18 protein-coding genes are annotated in these 20,684 nt (G+C 48.8%); 6 read left to right on the forward strand and 12 right to left on the reverse strand.

Annotated elements, in window-relative coordinates:
- Window positions 1-8 precede the first annotated feature (8 nt).
- From DFQ00_RS13390 to DFQ00_RS13440, 11 genes are all read right to left on the reverse strand, one after another.
- The gene (locus DFQ00_RS13390; protein WP_110896987.1) at window positions 9-440 is read right to left on the reverse strand and encodes an STAS domain-containing protein; all 432 of its coding nucleotides are present in this window, start codon (window positions 438-440) and stop codon (window positions 9-11) included.
- Window positions 441-457: 17 nt separating this feature from the next.
- Window positions 458-2,536, reverse strand: a complete 2,079-nt coding sequence (locus DFQ00_RS13395; RefSeq protein ID WP_110896988.1) for a FapA family protein — start codon at window positions 2,534-2,536, stop codon at window positions 458-460.
- Window positions 2,537-2,601: 65 nt separating this feature from the next.
- Window positions 2,602-3,426 (reverse strand): PP2C family protein-serine/threonine phosphatase, encoded by an 825-nt coding sequence (locus DFQ00_RS13400; RefSeq protein WP_110896989.1) that lies wholly within the window; start codon window positions 3,424-3,426, stop codon window positions 2,602-2,604.
- 2 nt (window positions 3,427-3,428) lie between these two features.
- Window positions 3,429-3,740 carry an STAS domain-containing protein gene (locus DFQ00_RS13405; protein ID WP_110896990.1) on the reverse strand — a complete coding sequence of 104 codons (312 nt, stop codon included), beginning with the start codon at window positions 3,738-3,740 and terminating at the stop codon, window positions 3,429-3,431.
- 21 nt (window positions 3,741-3,761) lie between these two features.
- The gene (locus tag DFQ00_RS13410) at window positions 3,762-5,282 is read right to left on the reverse strand and encodes a HAMP domain-containing protein (protein WP_208643781.1); all 1,521 of its coding nucleotides are present in this window, start codon (window positions 5,280-5,282) and stop codon (window positions 3,762-3,764) included.
- Between the two features lie 101 nt (window positions 5,283-5,383).
- Window positions 5,384-6,457, reverse strand: coding sequence for an alpha/beta hydrolase (locus DFQ00_RS13415; protein WP_110896992.1), 1,074 nt, complete (start codon window positions 6,455-6,457; stop codon window positions 5,384-5,386).
- Complete coding sequence (locus DFQ00_RS13420) at window positions 6,454-7,380, reverse strand: ATP-binding protein (RefSeq protein WP_110896993.1); 927 nt, start codon at window positions 7,378-7,380, stop codon at window positions 6,454-6,456. The genes DFQ00_RS13415 and DFQ00_RS13420 overlap by 4 nt, the downstream gene beginning before the upstream one ends.
- Before the next feature lie 20 nt (window positions 7,381-7,400).
- On the reverse strand, window positions 7,401-8,126 hold the full coding sequence (locus DFQ00_RS13425) for an SDR family oxidoreductase (RefSeq protein WP_110896994.1): 726 nt from the start codon (window positions 8,124-8,126) through the stop codon (window positions 7,401-7,403).
- A 3-nt stretch (window positions 8,127-8,129) separates the two neighbouring features.
- Window positions 8,130-8,945, reverse strand: coding sequence for a 6-carboxytetrahydropterin synthase (locus tag DFQ00_RS13430; protein ID WP_110896995.1), 816 nt, complete (start codon window positions 8,943-8,945; stop codon window positions 8,130-8,132).
- A 38-nt stretch (window positions 8,946-8,983) separates the two neighbouring features.
- On the reverse strand, window positions 8,984-9,562 hold the full coding sequence (gene folE / locus DFQ00_RS13435; RefSeq protein WP_110896996.1) for a GTP cyclohydrolase I FolE: 579 nt from the start codon (window positions 9,560-9,562) through the stop codon (window positions 8,984-8,986).
- Between the two features lie 228 nt (window positions 9,563-9,790).
- A complete protein-coding gene (locus DFQ00_RS13440; RefSeq protein ID WP_167433704.1) occupies window positions 9,791-12,310 on the reverse strand; it encodes an EAL domain-containing protein in 2,520 nt (839 codons plus the stop codon).
- Between the two features lie 638 nt (window positions 12,311-12,948).
- On the opposite strand from DFQ00_RS13440, the gene nikA reads away from it, so the two are divergent.
- The 6 genes from nikA to DFQ00_RS13470 all read left to right on the forward strand — a co-directional run bounded on the left by nikA (window position 12,949) and on the right by DFQ00_RS13470 (window position 19,856).
- Window positions 12,949-14,475: a nickel ABC transporter substrate-binding protein gene (nikA, locus tag DFQ00_RS13445; RefSeq protein ID WP_110897087.1), complete on the forward strand. Its 1,527-nt coding sequence runs from the start codon at window positions 12,949-12,951 to the stop codon at window positions 14,473-14,475.
- Window positions 14,475-15,422, forward strand: a complete 948-nt coding sequence (gene nikB / locus DFQ00_RS13450) for a nickel ABC transporter permease (RefSeq protein ID WP_110896998.1) — start codon at window positions 14,475-14,477, stop codon at window positions 15,420-15,422. Before nikA ends, nikB begins: the two co-directional genes overlap by 1 nt.
- Window positions 15,423-15,427: 5 nt before the next feature.
- Window positions 15,428-16,273, forward strand: a complete 846-nt coding sequence (gene nikC, locus DFQ00_RS13455; RefSeq protein WP_425271023.1) for a nickel transporter permease — start codon at window positions 15,428-15,430, stop codon at window positions 16,271-16,273.
- Window positions 16,270-17,070: an ABC transporter ATP-binding protein gene (locus tag DFQ00_RS13460; RefSeq protein ID WP_110897000.1), complete on the forward strand. Its 801-nt coding sequence runs from the start codon at window positions 16,270-16,272 to the stop codon at window positions 17,068-17,070. Before nikC ends, DFQ00_RS13460 begins: the two co-directional genes overlap by 4 nt.
- Complete coding sequence (locus DFQ00_RS13465; RefSeq protein ID WP_244213831.1) at window positions 17,067-17,981, forward strand: ABC transporter ATP-binding protein; 915 nt, start codon at window positions 17,067-17,069, stop codon at window positions 17,979-17,981. The genes DFQ00_RS13460 and DFQ00_RS13465 overlap by 4 nt, the downstream gene beginning before the upstream one ends.
- Before the next feature lie 369 nt (window positions 17,982-18,350).
- The gene (locus tag DFQ00_RS13470; protein ID WP_110897001.1) at window positions 18,351-19,856 is read left to right on the forward strand and encodes a malate:quinone oxidoreductase; all 1,506 of its coding nucleotides are present in this window, start codon (window positions 18,351-18,353) and stop codon (window positions 19,854-19,856) included.
- A 132-nt stretch (window positions 19,857-19,988) separates the two neighbouring features.
- Here the strand turns inward: DFQ00_RS13470 and DFQ00_RS13475 are convergent, their stop codons facing one another.
- Window positions 19,989-20,333 carry a hypothetical protein gene (locus tag DFQ00_RS13475; RefSeq protein WP_110897002.1) on the reverse strand — a complete coding sequence of 115 codons (345 nt, stop codon included), beginning with the start codon at window positions 20,331-20,333 and terminating at the stop codon, window positions 19,989-19,991.
- Window positions 20,334-20,684: the final 351 nt, after the last annotated feature.

Genomic DNA, 20,684 nt, shown 5'->3' on the forward strand with positions numbered 1-20,684 from the left:
TGCTTATGTTAAACATCACAGGTGTCATCCCCTTCTGATGCGATCTCCGTGAGGTCAGCTGTATGATCGTTATCGTCTGGGAACGGGGTCTGCTCCTCTGAATCCCGCTCCTCTGAATCTTGCGGCTGGTCATCGAATACATCTTCCCCCAGAATGAGCGGCAGCTGAAGCAACGTGAAAATATACTGTACCTCCGGTTTCACATGCCGAATGAGAACCTTTTGACCGCGCTCTTTCAAGCCTTGAATCAAAGTGATCAATAATCCGATGCCAGAAGAGTCAACAAAGGCCACATCTGTGAAATCAAATTCAACCTGCATCGGGGGAACAAGCTGCGGTGCAATTTCCTCCTGTAGCACCTCAGTAACATCCAGATCAATATCTCCTTGCAAGGCTACGGTTATCTGAGCTTCATGTTGTATAAGTGCATAATTAAACATCGGTTTTCCCCTTTTACTTAATATAAAATGAGCCTGCCATCACTATCGACGGATGCGACCACGTCCTGAATTGTATCGGTGAACGTATACGCCGCGCTGCCAATCTGAAGGCGTGTATCCTGCATCGCCATTCCTATGCGGATGGTTTCGTGCTCAGGCACTCTGATTCGGGTGGGTGTTCCGCCCTTGGTTCCGGCCTGATCAATGATAGCTCCCTTCTCGGCGTAAATCTCTCCTCCGCGAACATATCCTTTGACTTCCACAAGCCCGCTTGCATGAACCTTGGAGTTGTATAATCCTTTGCCAGTAACGAGAATATCTCCCGAACAGTAGAGCTGGCTATTATGAACAAAACTTGTACGGATGAAACGATCCTTCGCCGAGGTGTCCTTCGTTTCTTCCAGTAGCTCCTCTGCAGCCGTAATCATAAAGATGATGTCCTCCGCTGAATTCAGGTTGGAGAAGTGGTTGGATAGAAAACCCTCCTCAAGTCGGGTGCGAAGCTGCTTCCAGCCGGGTCCGAGCATGTCTGCATGATTGTCGATCGTTTGCACGACTGTTGTAACAGCATTGTGCAGTGCCTTGAACTTTCCGTCGTACAAAATCTTCAGCAGGGGCCCGAGTCCTGTTCGTTCAAAGGAGGAGGCCTTGAAGGCTGACGCTGTGGATAGCTGCTGAATTGCTGTTGTCATTTGTCTCATCTGAATGACTGCGATTTGCAGAGGTTCCTGCAATTGCAACTTGATGATGCTGCTTTTTCCCGCGGTCACTACACTGGAAATAATGTTTTTCTCAATGATGACGGACTGACCCGCAGATATGGTGGACATATTCACATGATTACTGATAAAAATATTGCCATCCGCCTGCACGGTCATGCCGTCTTGAACAGAACCCAGAATCTCGATATTGCCGATATAGTCGATGTTACCTGTCTCCAGATCAATATCCTTGTTGATGGTAAGCCGGGGAATGATGGAGATTCGGGCCTGATGTCCAACCTGTTGAATATCCGGGTGCCCCGCATCCAGAGCTACGGCCATTTTGTTTTGATCTGCAAGTTCAACCCCTATGCCTGCTTTCAGTTCGACAGGGTACACTTCCGGCGGGAGTACAGGTTCGTTGGTAACGGTGATGCCTGGATAGCCTGCCTCTGGCGGGGCAGCCACGCCGATAATTTGACCGCGGTCAACCGAGGGGAATTCCTGAATATGGCGATAATCGACTGTTCCGTCGGAGCGTTCTTTGACACCTTTGACAATAAAGGTCTGTTGAAGTGGCATAAAATAACCATGTTTCCCCACGGTATAGGGTGTGCCCCGAGCGATAACATAAGTGCCTTCCGTTTCGCTGAAGCAGGCGTTGGCAATCTGATCGTATTCGATTCCATGCACGACATTGAGCTGTCTCAGCTTGCTCATGACCTCGATATCACTGATCACCGTCGGTACTCGCTTTTCCTCCATCTCGACAAGAACGTAGTTGGACGGGTCCTTATCAAGAATGCGTTTAAGAATGTGATACCCCGGCTTCACGAAAAGCCTTGCTTCCATACGATCCTCGGAGAGTGTGATCTCCCAAAAAGGGTCAACGACCTCATCCGCAATCTCAATGGTTACTTGGTCCTGATCATATACAATCGCTGCACCTTCAATAAGCTGACCGTTCCTCAGAAGTGTTACGCCCTCCCCAGGCGCAATCACCGGGAATTTATCCTCTGCGGACTCGCTGAACACCATGCCGTCCTGAACCCATACCATACCAGCTAAATCACGCTCCCCGCTGTGATCGGTGATCTGCAGTGCATCAATCGTTTCAGCATCGTCATCCGTATGCAGCAGTTCTATAGAGCTGGCAAGCTGCCCAAGTGTTGCTTGCTCTAAAATTTCATTCGGTGGTACTTTATCCGCTGCGGGATCAGCGTGCTTTGTAGTGACCTGAACAACTGCCGGCTTGGCCATCATCCCCAGCAGTCCTTTTCGTTCATTTTCCAAAATTTCGATGTCCACATCATTTTTATTTGCCCCAAGTAAATCCAGTGCTATAGCTACGGCCTCCTGAATGCTTCTGCCCTTGGCAACTACCTTTTTGCCCATCGTGTTTCCTCCTTAACCCTTACATGCCTGTGGCTACATCGTGCTTGACTTGAATATTCCATCCCTTATGGTGCGGTATCGCTCAAATCTTCACCCAGATGGTTTCCCATCTTGAGCATGACAATGGTTATATCATCTCGCTGTGGCAATCCTTCGGTGTACTCCTCCAGTGTGCGGACAACAGTGTTCTCGATCTCGGCAATGGGCTTGTCCGCATGGCTGTGCAGCAGAGATAATAGACGTTCCAGATTGTACATCTCACTCGCCCGATTCTGAGCTTCGACCACGCCGTCGGTATAAAAGAACAGCAGGTCACTCGCCTTCAAGTGAATCTCTTTCTCGTCGTAAGCTTGCCCCGGCAAACCACCCAGCATAATGCCATTCAACGTGGGCAGCTCTGTTGCTTCGGTATCTGTTCTCACCAGAATAGGGGCATTATGACCACCATTCGCATAGATGAACTGTCCCGAAGAGGGGTCCCAGTCTGCGCAGCATACTGTGACGAAGGAATTCAACGTTCGAAGATCGCCATACAAGGCATTATTCATGGCGGTTAACGTTTCTCCAGGTCCTGCCGTTGATTCGGCAGCACTGCGGAATGCTCCCCGGGTGAGAATCATCAGCATCGCAGCGGGAATTCCTTTACCCATGACATCACCGATAATTAATCGGAGGCGCCCATCCGGTAGCGGGTAAAAGTCAAAATAGTCTCCGCCGATGATGCGTGCCGGCAGCGATATCCCCGATATCGCACCATTCGATAACAGAGGTTTCGCGCCATTCAACAATCGCTGCTGAATATTTTTCGCCAGATGTATTTCACGCAACAGCACCGCATCTTGAGATTGCTCATGTATCCTTTGACTTGACTCCATGTTAGAACCCTTCATCGCTAACACCTCTCCCTCAAAAGAGCCTCCATAATTTTGAAAACTCCCAGGGTCTCAAACAGCTCTTGCGTTGCGTCATTCAAACCTTCAAACTCGACACCAATCTGTCGTTCGCCAGCATAATGGATGACGGAGAGAATCGTGCCAATTCCGGTAGAATCAATAAATTCAACCTCACTCAGATCCAGAGTAATTTGTGAGGTCTGCTCTGGAGGATGGAAGGAAAACTGATCAATGGTAGAGTAATCCACCAATCCTTTTAGCATGATCGTATATTCGGACTCCTCGAAGACCGTTTCAACTTGTAGATGCATTGAATGACCTCCTTGGATGTATTAATGAAATTTGAATTTGCCCAGCTTCTTCAGCAGGGATTGAGATCGTTCCGAGAGCTCACTGGATTGCTTGTGCAGTGATTTGAGCAGATCGGACAAGGTAATGGAGATAACGGTCGCAGAATTCGTTTTGTCCTGAATGACGTTACGAATTTCGTCGATATGCTGCACAATCTCGTTCGACTCCGTTTCATTTAACTGAGCCTGTACCCGTTCCTTCATCAGCTCCAGAATATACTCAATCTCGGCTGTTGAAGATCTGATCTCGGTTGTGGCGTTAATCGACAGGTAGAGTGCCTTATCTACCGACTGATCGGCCTCCGCTTCCAGCATGACCGACATGCGCTGCATAATGGTTGCATGATCGTAGGTAGAGCGCAGCAACTGATGCAGAGATTCCGCCATGGTATTGACTGTACCGGACAGGTCACCCAGCTCGCCCTTATCCTTCAGATGACTGCGTATGGTCAGGTTGCCCTGCTCCAGCTCTTTAATCTGGGATATGATTTTCTGAATGGATTTATAGATTTGTGTGAAAAAACGAGCCGTCAGCATAAATAAAGCGAGCAATGACAGAAAGCTGAACAGGATCGAGATGAGCAAATTCCGATAGAGCGGGTTGCTGATTTTACCCTCGTCCAGCGCAATATAGATAACTTGGCCTGAATCCATAGGCACATAGGCTTTGTATAGCTTTCGTCCTTCCACTTGCTCGGTATAGCCTTGCACCGTGGGGTGCTCTGCCATCTGTTTGAGCGTGCGCTCGTCCTTGGCGGACTGATACCTGAATTCCCCGCTTACAACCTTTTTAACAGGAGGATAGATGTTGTTCTCCAAGGAAGGATCTACATATACTTTGGGTGTCAGAATGGCTGTTTCTGCAACATAAGCATTATCCTGCCGGATCTTGGACATCCAGGCGTCCGGGCCAGTCTCACTGGTAAATTGATTCACTTCATTGGCTTCGATAAATAAACTGATACCGTAGCTCTCACCTAGCGGATGATAATAAGCAAATTTGTAAAACGTCGGTGCCTGTTCATGTGTGGCCGATTGGGCGATCGGCAATACAATGATGTTGTTCTCCAGCAGTGTAGCTCCGGGCACAGGAGGCTTGCCGCCAGCCAGCAAGGTTACAGCAGCTTCGTAAAAGCCGATTTTTCGCATGCTGAAGCCTACCTCCTGCGGGTCTGTAGACGCGATGCCCACGACATCGTCTCCTTTGGCAGCAAAGAGAGTGATACCGGCGATTTGCAGCTTGTGCTGAATAGCCTGCAGTTGCTTTTCGGTAATCTGATCCACAGGTGTATCCTTTAATATCTCGGATATATGGCGTGCATACGAAACAAGCTTGAGATCAATCTGGTGTTCAATCGCAGCGGAGGCAACGAGTGTCTCCTGAACCCCGTTATTGACGCTGCTTGCCACCATTGATGCCTGATTGCGAGTCTCCTGCTCAATGAGCCGGTGAATGAAATAAAACTGCGTGGCCCCCGAAAGCAGGAAAATAATGAGCAGCACGATAAAGATGCGGGATAAAAACTTTCGCTGCAGTGAGTTTTGAAAATCCAAATGTCGATTTATCGGTGATAGAAGCCGTGATAACCATAGTTTACGAGAATTCATATTCGGTTTACCTCATCCATTCCTGAGGCCGCGAACCAGTCACAAACTTCTTTCCGAATCTCGTTTAATTGCAGATTGCAGCAGTGTCCCTCGTTAGCATACTCTCGCAATTTTCTACCTTCTGGAAAACGATCAAACAGGTTGTAAATCTCCTGACTAGGCACCATTAAATCTTGCTGGCCGTGGAAGAGATAGATCGGCTTGCGAAAGGTCATCGTTTGAACGGAGGGCAGGGCCATATCTTCCATGTCCAGCGAGCAGCTGAACCCCATTCGAGGAAGGAAATACGAAGGAATATGCATACGATCGAATTCTACTGCTGGGCTGACGATAGCCGTTTTCTGAACAAACGCATGGCTGCTTCCGTACAGCGCCCAAGTGGCACCAAGGCTTGTACCGAACAGATAAATGGGCAGATCAATCCATAGTCTGGCGGATAGAGCGATAACTCCGTTAATGAATTGTTCCCACGTATTTTGGGTTCCTCTCAATTGGTTCATGACAAACGTTTCTCCTTGGCCGGGTCCGTCAAAGCTGAGTGTAATATAGCCGGAATTCAGAAAGTCCTGCTCATATGTATGCATCTCTTCCTTGTTGGAATCAATCGGATTCACCAGAATAATTGAACCGATCGGGTTCTTGGGAATTCTCACTCTGCCAGCGCATAAGCGTCTATCTACGGTAAGCTCCATATAACGTGTTTCAATAGGTGAACAGACATCTGCCAGCTTAGCCAGACGAATACACTCCCTGTAGTTGTATAACTTGTTGCCATTTCTTTCCGGGTCGAGCCACTGCGCAAGATTCGAAGCCAGAGAGGCGGTGCGATAAGCCGTTTCCGCATCAGCTAGCTGCTGGCGCTGTCTGTGCTCCTTCGCTGTTTTCTCCCAACGGCGGGATACGTCAGTCCATCCGGCTGTCCAATCTTGAACGGAATGAAGGGTATTTCGTACAGCAGTGATCTCTTGCATCGGCATGCCGTGGATCTGCCAGCGATCCCAGAACGGATCGACAAGCTTGCACATTCGCAGCATGCGTTCAATAACTTCAGTATTTGATTGTAGTTTCAATGAGTTGCACCTTCTTCGTGAAAAATTAAAATCAGGGTTGATCCCTGATCAGAGGTTGCCAGTAACAGTTGATCCGCCATCTTTAACATCAGCGTGAATCCCTGCCCTAACGAATTTTTGGTAGAATATCCTTCCATCAGGATGGTATAGGGTAGCAGCTTCAGTTCAAAGCCTGGTCCATTATCTGCTACGAATACGTGAATATCCTCAGGCGTCTGGACGATACTCAGCGTTCCTTCACTGGCGTGCTTCAGTATATTGGTGATTGCTTCAGAGATAAGCAACAGCTTATTCATTACTCTGGAGAGAGGCTGTCCCGTGAGAAGCAGACGTTCCTTAGCAAGCTCCCTGGCGCGAGGGATGTCCGATCGCTCTTGAATCGGCACTTCAAGAATCAATGTGCCTTGTCGGTATGGCCCGATTTCTTCTGCCTGAATGAGTTTGAATTTCTGCTGTGTCGCCGCATAGATGACATCACGGTACACATGCCATACTTCCTGCGCCGATTCCGTAGCAGCCGTTTCCTTCTGCGTTTTGTCTGCAAACAAATAAGTATACTCACGAACGTCCTCATATACTGCGAGCATCAGATCCATATAGACGGGACCCAGCTTGAGCTGCCTCAGTTTCAGATATACATCATCATTTTTGCCCAGCCAGTTGAACAGGCTGGAAGCCAAATATTCCAGCTGGGCAGTTTCTTCTGCTGTGAGCTGCACGGGGCTAAGAGACAAATCCTCACCGGAGCGCTCTTCGTTGGTGTGGCTGTTCTGTAATTCAAGCTTCATACGCTTGAACAGCCATTCCAGTATGAACTGCTGGTGATAGGCATACAGCGAAGGCAAAGGCTCGGCATCGGAAGAAGCATCCGATATGGCTGTGGCGTGCTTCCGACCAAATATTTTTTGTAACCAGTTATCCATAATTGCCTGGCGTCCTCCTCTTACAAGATGCCAAGTACAGGCATAATGGTGATCTCGTCAATGTAGGCCCCTTTCTGCTGAGTCAGGAGATAGACGATATGACGGGCCAGTGATTCTACTGGAATCATACCTGTTAGATCGGGCGTGCTTTCCATGCCATCCCAGAATGGAGTTACTGTAGCGCCGGGAAGTACGGAGATGATCTCGACCCCCTTGCCGCGCAGCTCCGCTTGAAGCACGCGGGACAACCCGAGTAGCCCGTATTTGGAGGCCGAGTACCCGCCGCATCCAGGCAGTGCAGCTTTACCGGCGATGGAGATGAGATTGACTATTTTGCCAGAGCCTTTGTCAGCCATATGTTTCCCGAAGGTTCTATTCACCAGAAAGCTGCCGCGCAGATTGACTGCAATCATTCGATCAAAGTCCTCCGTGGACGTTTCCAGAAGGGGAGCGAAGGTGCCGAGTCCCGCGCAATGCACAACCGCATCAATACTTCCAAAGTGGGCCGTGCCTGCTTCTACAAAACGCTCAACCGACGATTCTTCCGTCACATCGAGCTGCAACGAAAGCATAGGACCCTTGAGCTGTTTCCCTAATGTGTCTAACTCCTGCTTGCTGCGTGATCCAACAATGAGACTTGCCCCCAGCTGGCTTAATAGCAGTGAGGTTTCACGTCCAATACCGCGACTCGCGCCCGTCACCGCAATGACTTTTCCTTTAAAACAGGATTCGGAGTAGGTCAGCATGCTTCACGCTCCCGATCCGTAGTATTCGAAGTAGTTTTTATCCGTTTCCCATAGTCCAATGCGATACAGCTGTGGAAGGTGCGGCTTCAGCAGGTTATAGATCACCATAGCGACAACCTCGGACGTAGGGTTCAGATCCTTGTAATCCTCTACATCCAGGTTCAGATGGTGGTGGTCATACCGATCCAGCACTTCACGTTCTACAATGCTATCCAGCTCCGACAAATGAATAATCATGCCCGTATCTGCATCAGGCGTACCCTGGACAGTTACATCGAGTACATAGTTGTGACCATGTCCATGGGGATTGTTACATTTTCCAAACAGCTGCCGGTTCTCCTCATCGGATAACAAAGGACTATGCAGTCGATGAGAGGCGCAAAAATGATATTTTCTCGTTAATCTAGGCAAGGCGTGTCGCTCCTTTTCTGCACTTAGCTCTGTATTCTCATACAGCTTGATCTGCTGCAGCTCACAATCGTCAAACTGTTCATTCAATCTGTCCCAGATATACAGCGCCATGTTTTCGGTAGTAGGCATATGGTGTTGGAAGTGGTCATGCTCGCGGTTCAGAAATTTGCCATCCAGCTCTTCTTCGATCATGGCATTGACTGTGTTTTTGATATCGGTGGTGTTCACCACAATACCCGATTGCGGATTGAGCTTTCCTCGAACGACAACGTCCAGCTTGTAATCATGTCCATGTCCATGAAGATTGCTGCATTTTCCGAAAACCTCTTTGTTCTGCTGTTCACTCCAACTGGGTACGTGATAGACATGAGCGGCTGAGAATTCAACTCGCCGTGATAGATGAAACATTATTCATCGTTCCTTTCAGTTTTTGATCAGATCATCAATTATCGGGTCAGTGAACGCTGAAACTCTTGGCATAACTCTTCTTGCTCTGCGTAAACACCCTTTTTCACGATGGTGACTGTAGCCGATCCGGGCTTCTTCACACCTCTTGCACACATACAGAGATGCGTGCCCTCTAATGATACGATCACACCTTTGGGCTTCAGCACATTCCAGATGGCTTCAGCAATTTGAGTGGTCATCCGTTCCTGTACTTGAGGCCGTGCTGCCGTAAGTTCAACCAGCCGTGCAAATTTGCTTAATCCGACAATCTTTCCATTGGGAATGTAGGCGATATGTGCGGTGCCATAGAAGGGGATAAGGTGGTGTTCGCAAAAGGTGAAATAAGATATATCCTTAACGAGAATGCTACCCTCATAACTTTCCTCAAATGTGGTCGTCAGTGCATTCTCGGGATTTACGCCTACCTGAGAGAATACCTCCCGATACATCCGGGCTACACGAGCAGGTGTGTCCAGCAGCCCTTCACGGTTCGGATTTTCTCCAATCTCTTGTAATATCGTTCGAATGGATTGCTCCAGTGCAGTGTTGCTTGCTGTGGTTTGTTCTACTGTTTTCATTCTTGTTCCCCCATAAACTTCATAATCATCATGTGGAAGCTGGTCGTTTTAACTCCCAAAGGAGATTATGTTCCTGAAAAGAAAATCACACTATCACCTGAACCTCTTAATTTAGGCAAAAAAAAATAGGAATATGGCTATTTGCATAGCACAATGTTCCTATAGGTCCTATATGAACCGCCGAAATTAAGGCGATTTATTCTATTTCTATATTTTATTTGCAGAAATTCACTCCATAAGTGTGTTTAGCCGGCGACTCTCTTCCATACATGCTTGATTGATGTAAGACATGGCCTGCATCCGGTCCGATACGTTCAGCTTCTGGAAAATATGCGTAATATGATTTTTGACCGTATGCTCGCTAATAAACAGCTGATCGGAGATTTCACGGTTGCTAAGCCCTTTAACCAGCAGCTCCAGCACTTCCGTTTCTCTTGCCGAGATGCCGTAACGTTCTCTTGTGCGCTTCATGGCGGCTTGCAGAATGGACTGATTCAGCTTCGCATCGGTTTGTATGGCTTCTGCGGAGGATGCATATCTGGTCAGACCTGTCATGTGAGCAGCTATGTACGTTTGATTCGCTTGGTCTGGCTGGTCATAGTTTTGGATAAAGTGCTCAAGCTCCTCCGGCGGAACGGGCGGACAGAATAAATAGCCCTGAATGGCTTTACAGCCGATTCGTTGCAGAATTTGCAGCTGTTCCCCATTCTCGACGCCTTCAGCAATGACGGACATATTCATGCTGCCGGCCAGAGTAATAATCGCGGATACCATCGTAATGCTGTCCGAAGATTTGTCTGACAAGCGTTGAATAATTGATTTATCTATTTTGAGCGTATCCTTTGGAAAATTCATGAGGCAATTCAGGGAGGAGTATCCTGCACCGAAATCATCAATGCTGATAGAGATTCCTATATCTCGCAGTATGCTCAGCTTGCTTAGAATATCGGGATTTCCTCCGAACAACGTATATTCGGTAATTTCAATCTCAATATCCTCCGGGTTGGCTCCTGTATCTTGCTGCAGCGCCTCCAGCTTATCGAAGAAATCTCTTTGCATAAACTGCTGCGCAGAAAAGTTGATAGATACCCGTAAACGGCTGAGAGTGGCCTGCTTGGTTGCTTTCCATTGCCGAATCTGCACACATGCTGTTCTCATCACCCAGTCACTCATGTTAACAATCAAGCCGGTTTCTTCTGCGATCGGGATGAATTCGGAGGGAAGAATCAGCCCCCAATGAGGATGATTCCAACGAACCAGTGCCTCGACACTGTCAATGCTGCCCGTCTCCAGATTTAATCTCGGCTGATAGTACAATGACAGCTCGTCTCGTTCAATGGCTTTTCGGAGATCATTTTGCAGAATGAACGCTCGATAAGTCTGAATATTGATGCCGGTATGATATAGCTTGAGACTGTTCTTGCCTTGCTCCTTCGCCCGGTAGAGGGCCGCAGATGCATTGCTGAGCAAGCTGTATACCTCTTCGCCATCATATGGAAATACACTCATACCGATGCTGGTGGTGATGTACAGCTCATAGGATTCAATGAAGAATGACTGCCTGAATTCGTTAAGAATGTCCTCGGCAACACTGATCGCCTGCTCTCGATTGGTTCGTGGCAGAATGATGTTGAATTCATCCCCTCCGAAGCATGCGATAAAATCCTCCTCCCGGATCGTTGCTTTCAGACGCTCGGCAATTTGCTTTAGCAGCAGGTCACCAATTTTATGTCCGAGGGAATCATTAATATATTTAAACCGATCCAGATTCAGATACAGGAGCGCGAGCGGTTCGTTTTTCTGCCGGGCATTATACATATAAATATGCATCTGCTCATTAAAGTAGCTGCGATTGGGTAGATCGGTGAGTCGATCATGATAGGCCATATGTGTAATGAGATACTCGGATCTCTTTTTATTGGTTATGTCACGAAAGGTGCAGGCCAGGATAACTTTATTCTGAACAAAACAAGTGCCTACCATGACCTCGGCAGGAAACGAGGAGTCGTCTTTGCGCACGGCATCAATCTCTCTTGGATGTTTGAAGCGCCATGCGCCCATCTCATCCCAGAACCGATCACATTCTTCACGCTCATACTTCAGCAGCACGCTGATATGTTTGCCAAGCAGCTCCTCCTCTGAATACATGAAGGCTTGCTGAGCGGCAGGGTTGATCTTCAGAATCACCCGATGCTCGTCGGTAATAATCATCGAATCGAGGGAAGTGGCAAAAATGACATTAGCCATAGCCTCCGATTCACGAAGCTCCATCGAGACGGCCGAAAGCTCATCATTGATGCGTTCCAGCTCTCGGGACTTCTCTTCCAGCACCTTGGCCTGATGGGCAAGCTTCTGATTGCTTTGAAATAATTCAACGAATTTCTTCACCTTTGCTTTGAGTAACAGGGACTCAATAGGCTTGACCATATAATCTACAGCACCAATAGCATACCCGTGACAGATTTCCTCTTGTTTTAGCGGGCTGCTTGAGATGAATATGATCGGAATGTGCTGTGTTCGATCTCCAGCCTTAATAATACGTGCCATCTCGAAACCGTTCATTTCGGACATCTCGACACTCAGCAAAATTGCCGCAAAATCATGCTGCAGCACACAGGCCAGACCTTCTGCACTGGACCTGGCAGTGTATAGCGTATAGGATTCACTCTCCAAAATCGTTTGCAGAATGAGTATATGTGAGGGGGTTTCATCCACAATTAAAATATTAGCATTCACTTCTGAGTTCAATATGCTCACTCCTTATCATTAAGATTAACCTTCCATTACAGGATAAAATGAACTGCACAATACGGATCACTTACTCTCCACACATAATGAAGTGGACTCCGCCCGAATGGCTGGTTTAGCGCAACAACCTCCTTAATCAACCAGATATTCACTGTAGAATTGAGCTACTACAGCTTAAATGCTACCTTGACACTGTTATCCGAATAAGCCAGTACCATACAGCCTGTTATGTTTCCAGCCATATACTGCTTTTCATTATTGAGTTTCATTATTGAGGAGCAATAGATATGTAACCAGTTCATATACAATTCACTCTGTAATCGTTTGTTCCTTTATTATTACATTTATTAGAAAGATTTCACTAATATGAAGGTTCCAAGGAACTATATACGATTCGTGTTCGGGAGTTCAATCTTCATCCATATGAAACGAAACAAGTTGCAGATGAATTAAAGCCCCTATTTTATGCATCAAAAAACAGGAAAATTAATCTGTTGAACCGCCTCTCTTTTTTATCTTGTCAAAACGTAATCATTACGATATGATGATACTCGTTGTTCATATAGTAAGGATTACGATTAATAGAGAGGGGCATTACCTTGTTTAAGAAAAAGAAGCCATTACTGGCGCTAATCTCCATGGCCCTGAGTGCAGTTGTACTGCTCAGTGCTTGCGGAACATCCGCATCTACTCCTGCGGCGCAGGATAGCACCAATAACAAAGCTGATAAAAACGTTCACTTCTTATATAATTTCTCCACCAGTTCACTTGATCCGCATGTGGATTCAAGCTATGTGCCACTGCGTGCAGGCATTACGGAGACGCTGCTGCGTCTGGACGAGGACAACCTGACTGTTGCACCGTGGCTCGCCGAGAGTTGGGAGAGCAAGGATGGTCAGCACTGGACAATTAACCTGCGCAATAACGTGACGTTCCAGAACGGCAAGCCCATGACAGGAGATGCGGTTAAAGCTTCTCTCGAGCGGGCGCTGAAAGAAAACACTGCTATTCAGAATGCATTAAAAATTGATTCCATCAAAGCCGATGGCAACAAGCTGGAGATTACCACTACCCAGCCGTTCCCGGAGTTTGCATCGGAGCTGGTTAACCCGAACACGGCAATTATTGATGTAAGTGAGCCGGACATCGTAAACAAGCCTGTCGGTACAGGTCCGTTCAAGCTGACCTCCTTCACAGCAGGCAGCAAGCTGGAGCTGAAGCGTTACGATGGTTACTGGGACGGAGCGTCACCGCTGGATTCGGTGACGTTTGCATTCAACGAAGATGCTAACGCGCGTTCGCTTGCTCTGAAATCGGGACAAGTAGACATCGTTTACCGCCCGGAAGTGGAAAGCCTCGAATCCCTTAAAGCAATTGACGGGATAAAGGTCGAGTCCACATCCACGTTCCGTGTACATCAATTAACGATGAATATGCAGCGGGAGAGCATTAAGGATCTGAATGTGCGACGTGCACTGGACGCGCTGATTGATCGCAAAGGCATTGTGGATACGATTCTGCTTGGCTATGGTGAGCCAGCTATTGGGCCGTTCCTGCCATCGCTGCCGTTTGCACCTAAATATAAGGACACTACAATGGCATCCGGGCCGGATGCGGCTGTGAAATATTTACACGAAGCGGGTTATACGGAGCAGAACGGTGTAATGACCAAAAATGGTAAACCACTAAAGCTAACACTGCTTACGTATCCAGCACGCGCCGATTTGCCGCTGATTGCTCAAGTGTTCCAGTCCGATGCGAAGAAAATCGGGATTGATGTTCAGATTCGCCAGATTGATACACCGGAAGATTATATGGCTTCGAACCGGGATTGGGATATCGCCACATATAGTAATCTGACCGCTCCGCGCGGAGATGCAGGCTACTACCTGAATGCGACATACCATCCGAAGGGTGCGCTGAACTTCAGCGGATCAGAGGACCCGGCACTGACGAAAATCATTGATGAATTGAACCTTACGGTTGAGCCTAAGAAACGTGCAGAACTGGCTGAGAAGGCAGCGAATTATGTACATGATAACGTGCTGAATTCCTTTGTGCTGCATCCGGCGACAATCGTGGCATACAACGGCAAGAAGGTGAAGAACTGGGTCACGACGCGCAGTGAATATTACATGATCACCAACAAGCTGGATGTGATGTAATGCTTCGCATTTTGCTCCGCAAGTTTCTGGAGGTATTTGTATTTCTGCTTTTCATTATGTTTGTGAGCTTTCTGTTCATTCGATTGGCTCCGGGTGATCCGGTGCTGACGATTCTGAACGTAGACGAGCTATCGGTCAGTCAAGAGCAAGTCGAAGCGCTGCGGGAAGAGATGGGTTTTAACGACCCTCTTCCGGTGCAGTTCGGCAACTGGCTGCTTGATTTTGTGAAAATGGATTTCGGTGTGTCCTATTCGACAGGTCAGCCGGTCATGCAGACGCTGATGCGTGCACTTCCGGCAACAGCCGAACTGACCATGGGTGCACTGCTGGTGATGCTGACCGTTGCCATTCCGCTTGGCTCCTTGTCGGCACTCTATCGGGGCAGCTGGATTGATCAAGGCAGCCGAATATTGTCCATTGTCGGTGCAGCAGTGCCCAGCTTCTGGCTGGGGCTTATCCTGATTGACTTGTTCGGCGTGCGATTCGGTAATCTGCCCACGATGGGACGGGACGGATTCACCTCACTTATTTTGCCATCACTGACGCTGGGACTTGCTATATCCAGCGTCTATGTGCGTCTTTTGCGTTCCAGCTTGCTTGACTCGCTGAGCCAGGAATTTGTGCGTTCTGCCCGGGCCAGAGGGTTATCGGAAGGTCGCATCTTTTTCCTGCATGCCTTCAGGCATAGTCTGCCCCCGGTGATTACGGTGTTTGGCGTCAGTCTGGGCAGTCTGATCGGCGGCGTCGTTGTGATTGAAGTGCTGTTTGCTTATCCGGGGATTGGCAAGCTGGTGGTGGATGCCATTCGCCAGCGGGATTATCCGTTAATTCAGGGATATATCCTGATTATGGCGATTGTTGTATTCCTCGTGAACACGGCGGTAGACTTGTCTTATCGTTACTTGAATCCTGAGATGAAATTGAAGGAAAGGGAGGCCCTCCGATGAAATCCATGCGCGTGCGTTTGCAGCGAGCCAAAGCCAAAAAGCATAGCTGGCAGGCCATCATCGGCGTGTTGTTTGCCGTGCTGATTATCGCGGCCTCTCTGTACACCTTTCTCGTATTAAAACATGATCATACCCTGACTGATCTGCGTGGCAGGCTGCTGGGGATGAGTGCAATACATCCACTCGGCACGGACCATCTGGGCCGTGATGTGCTGACCCGCCTGCTGCTTGGCGGGGGTCAGACGCTGGGGTACAGTCTGCTGGCGCTCGGCGCGGCCCTGCTCATCGGTATTCCGGTTGGCCTGATTGCGGGATATAAACGCGGCTGGATCGACAAGCTGTTCATGCGCATTGCGGATGCGTTTCTCGCTTTTCCAGATACAATCGTAGCCATTGTGCTGAGTGGTCTGCTTGGTGCGGGCATCGGCAATCTGGTGCTGGCCATTGTGATTGTGAAATGGGTGAGCTATGCGCGTCTCGTGCGAAGTACAGTCCTGTCGGAGTCGCAAAAGGACTACATTCGTGTTGCCCGGACGAACGGCCTGTCCGATGCGCGTATTATGACCAAACATCTTCTGCCGCATATTGCGGGACATGTGCTGGTGCTGGCAAGTCTCGATCTCGGAAAAATCATTCTGCTGATCTCTTCCCTGTCCTACATCGGACTTGGCGCCCAACCACCAACACCCGAATGGGGTGCGATGCTGAATGACTCGCGTCCATATTTCCAATCCAGACCGGAGCTGATGGTCTTTCCGGGGCTGGCGATTGTCTCGGTGGTGCTGCTGGCGAACATGCTGGGGGACTACCTGAGAGATCGGTTTGATGTGAAAAAGGAGGTGCAGTCATGATTCTTTCCATAGAGGAACTGAGCATCTTCAGCCGGGAACGAACGATTGTGGACAGCGTGTCCCTTGCCGTTCGCGAAGGGGAATTCATGGCGCTCGTTGGACAGAGTGGCAGCGGCAAAAGCCTGCTCTCGCAGGCAATCGGTCAACTGCTGCCGCCTAATCTGCACGCCTCTGGACGCGTGCTGTTCGAGGGAAGCAATCTGCTGGAGCGCAAGCCGAAGGAGATGCGTGCACTGCGCGGACGTGATATATCCTATATTTTTCAGGACTATCAGGGGGCATTCACGCCATTCCGCAGCATTGGTGGACACTTTGATGAATATCAGAAGGTGCACGGAGAGAAGTCTGCTGCTATTCGCAAAAAGCGTGCTGCAGAAGCGCTGGAGTCCGTTGGACTTAGCCCGGAGCTGCTGCGTCGTTATCCGTTTCAGCTGAGCGGCGGTCAGCTGCAGCGCGCGTCCATCGCTACATCGCTGCTGCTCTCCCCGCGCCTGCTGATTGCCGACGAAGCAACAACGGCGCTGGACAGCATGTCTGCGCATCGGGTGCTGGAGCTGCTCGCACGCAAGCAGGCAGAGACGGGCTGCGCGATTCTGTTTATCACCCATGATTGGCGGCATGTGCGTCGCTACGCAAGCCGTCTGGCTGTAATGAAGGAAGGGCAGATTGTGGAATCAGGCGGCAAGCACCGCATTCTGGATCATCCCCAGCACGAGTATACGCGTCAATTGATTCATGCGGCCCCTGTGCTGAGTAGCAAATTAAAATCTGGATTGAAGGAGGTGGGTGCGGAGTGAAAAACACGGTACAGGAGGCAATCAAGCGATTAGACCCGTTGGAAGAGGCTGGCATGCAGGTTGGAAGAGCCGCTTCAGCTGGTACAGGAGCAGGTGCATGTGAAGATGGAGCTACAGCTACTGTTGGCCAAGTCAGCTTGGATAGCCAAGTCGTGTTGCGTGTGGAGCAGCTCACCCGCACCTATGCCGGAGCAGAGCATCCAGCGATTCAGGATATCTCGTTCGGCCTGAACCGTGGCGAATGCCTGGGACTTGTCGGAGAGAGTGGCTGTGGCAAAAGTACACTTGCTCGTTGCCTGCTGCGCATTGAGGATGCGGATCAAGGCTTGATCCAGCTGGGCGGGCAGGATATCGCCCGGCTGCGCTCACGTCATCTGCGCCCGTATCGCCGGCGGATTCAGATTGTCTTCCAGAACCCTTCTGCCGCACTGAATCCGAAGCTTACCATCGGTGCTTCCCTGATTGATCCATACGAGCAGCTTGGCCGAGAGGCCAAGCTATCTCATTTTACCTATACATCAAAGGAGGCGTACATTCGCCAGCTATTGGAGGCGGTGGAGCTGCCGCGTGAACTGGGAGACCGTTATCCGCATGAGCTGAGCGGCGGGCAGCGGCAGCGTGTTACGATTGCAAGAGCCATCAGCATTGAGCCAGATGTGATTGTGCTGGATGAGCCGACCGCCAGCCTGGACGTCATTTCGCAGGGCGCCGTCCTGCAATTGCTCACCGATCTGCGAACATCGCTCGGTCTGTCTTACCTGTTCATCTCGCATGATCTGGCGGCGGTGCATCGGATGAGCCAACACATCATGGTTATGCAGTCAGGACGCATTGTGGACCGTTTTGGCTCCGAAGCGTTGTTCTCCGAGGAACGCCACCCGTATACGAAGGAACTGATTTCGATATTCTGAGAGCACAGCGCGTATGAGCGTATGGGCCGACTTCTTTCTATTATAAGAGCCGTTATGCGAGAGTGATTGTGCATGCGGCTCTTTCGGTCTTTTTTTGCCAACATATACGGAGTTCCTTTTTTTCTTTGAACAAATAAATCTTTCAGGCCTATAACCGGGCTAACGATCTGCGGCAAACTAGCGTATACTGAGGAAATAGCAAATATCTTGAAATTGCATATTTAAATTGCTCACTATTATTGATAAACTAGTTCAAGGTTATATTCATTCAGACAAGGCGTGAACCCGTGAAGAGTGGGCTTGCAGCCAATGCCAAATCGGATAACGCTTACATCCTTTTGGCAAATATAGGATATAAGGACGGTAAACATGAGCCAGGGACAAACGAGTACAGATGTAATCTTGATCGGTGCCGGAATTATGAGTGCAACTTTGGGAACTTTGCTGAAAGAATTGGCACCAGACTGGAATATTAAGGTTTTTGAGAAGCTTGCCACCGCAGGAGAAGAAAGCTCGAATGAGTGGAATAATGCCGGAACCGGGCATGCTGCGCTGTGCGAACTTAACTATACTGTTGAACGACCAGACAAAACCGTAGATATTAGCAAAGCCATTAAGGTGAACGAGCAGTTCCAGGTTTCCAAGCAATTTTGGTCCTATCTGGTGAACAGTCGTCTGATTCGTAATCCGAGGGACTTCATTATGCCGATTCCTCATCTCAGTTATGTGCATGGCGAAAGCAATGTGCAATTTCTGAAAAGACGATATGACACGTTGTCTAACCATCCGCTGTTCGCGGGCATGGAGTTTTCGGACAATCTGGAGAAGCTGGCGAAATGGATGCCGCTGATGATGAAAGGACGTTCGAGCAATGAGCCGATTGCAGCAACCAAAATTGACTCCGGCACGGACGTTAACTTTGGTGCTTTAACGCGTATGTTGCTGAAGCATTTACAAGAACAAAAGGTGGAAGTCCACTATAAACATAGCGTGAAAAGTTTGAAGCGCAAGAGCGATAAGTCATGGGAGCTGACTGTAAAAAATCTAACGAGCGGAGCCGTGGAGCGCCACCGGGCGAAATTTGTGTTCATTGGTGCGGGCGGTGGAAGCCTGCATCTGCTCCAGAAATCAGGCATTCCGGAAGGCAAGCATATCGGGGGCTTCCCGGTAAGTGGTATTTTCATGGTGTGCAAAAATCCGGAAGTCGTGGAGCAGCATCATGCCAAAGTGTATGGCAAAGCTTCGGTCGGTGCTCCGCCGATGTCTGTGCCGCATCTGGATACACGTTATATCGACAATCAGAAGTCCTTGCTGTTCGGGCCATTCGCGGGCTTCTCGCCGAAGTTCCTGAAGACCGGATCGAACGCAGACCTTATCGCATCCGTGAAGCTGCATAACCTTCTAACGATGCTCGCGGCGGGTGTGAAGGAGCTCTCGCTCACCAAATACCTCATTCAACAGCTCATGTTAACGAAGGAGCAGCGCATGAAGGAGCTGCGTGACTTTGTGCCAAGCGCGAAGAGCGAGGATTGGGATATGGTGCTGGCGGGTCAGCGTGTGCAGGTCATTAAAGACACCGTTCAAGGCGGCAAAGGCACGCTGCAATTCGGAACCGAGGTTGTTACTGCGGCAGATGGCTCCATAGCGGCTCTGCTTGGTGCATCTCCGGGTGCTTCGACAGCCGTTCAGGTTATGCTGGAGATTCTGGAGCGCTGCTTCCCGCAGAACATGAAAGCATGGGAGCCAAAGATCAAAGAAATGATTCCGTCTTATGGCATCTCGCTCGCGGAGAACGTAGAACTGCTGCGTGAAGTGAACCTGTCTACAGCGAAGGCACTTGGACTGTCGGATGAGAAGCAGACATTGCATGTGTAATGTTGTACTTATAATGCGAAGAACCAGACTGTGATCATCCCAGTCTGGTTCTTTTTTGGTCTTGTAGAGCTTTTATGTAAGATGCAAGTGAGATGTAGGATGCGCATGTACTGAAAATTAATTAATCATAAACTACCTTGGCAGTATGCCGTAAAAGGTTTTTTCACTTGTATGACAACTAGCATATTTGAGGGGACCGCTCTCTCCCGCACAGACTTCTTCCATACGTCTAACATGTGCAGCAAATGAACTAACCGCATCCTGTGTGTTGTTATAACGTTCTTCCAAAACCTGCTCTGGCCCTGTTTCATCTCTTATGATCTCCTGCGCACATGTTTCTGAAGCCTCATTTTTAGAGATCCCTTGATTGGTTAACCTTCTGTATTTTGCAATTTTCCCGATGTATACAATATGCTCTTCCCCTGTGTAGTTACTGCGACTGGGTGCATTGTCTATAACTTCTTGGTGTGAAGTCATCTCCTCAACTCCTTAGAAATATAGTATGAATCATATTCCACATGCTACTTAATCATTCCTGTGTGTTTTGTAAAATTTACCTGCATTTTATATGTCGTAATACTTTCGCCCTGCTCATGGAATCCAACATCTGAGATGATGAGTTTACCAAAGGTTCGGGTGACGAACTTCGGAACATTGAACCCTTGGCCTTCAGGCTATGGCGATCCTTCCTTCTACACATCATTGGAGATTCTAGGGTCGCCGCTCTCCTGAAGATCTCAATTCAGAGAGGAGGCGTCCAGGCTATCAAATTCCTTCCTTCTAAAAGCTAACCCTTCATGTTATATAGGGATTTGGCTTTCCTGGACT

Source organism: Paenibacillus barcinonensis, assembly GCF_003217495.1.
Taxonomy (GTDB): Bacteria; Bacillota; Bacilli; order Paenibacillales; family Paenibacillaceae; genus Paenibacillus; species Paenibacillus barcinonensis.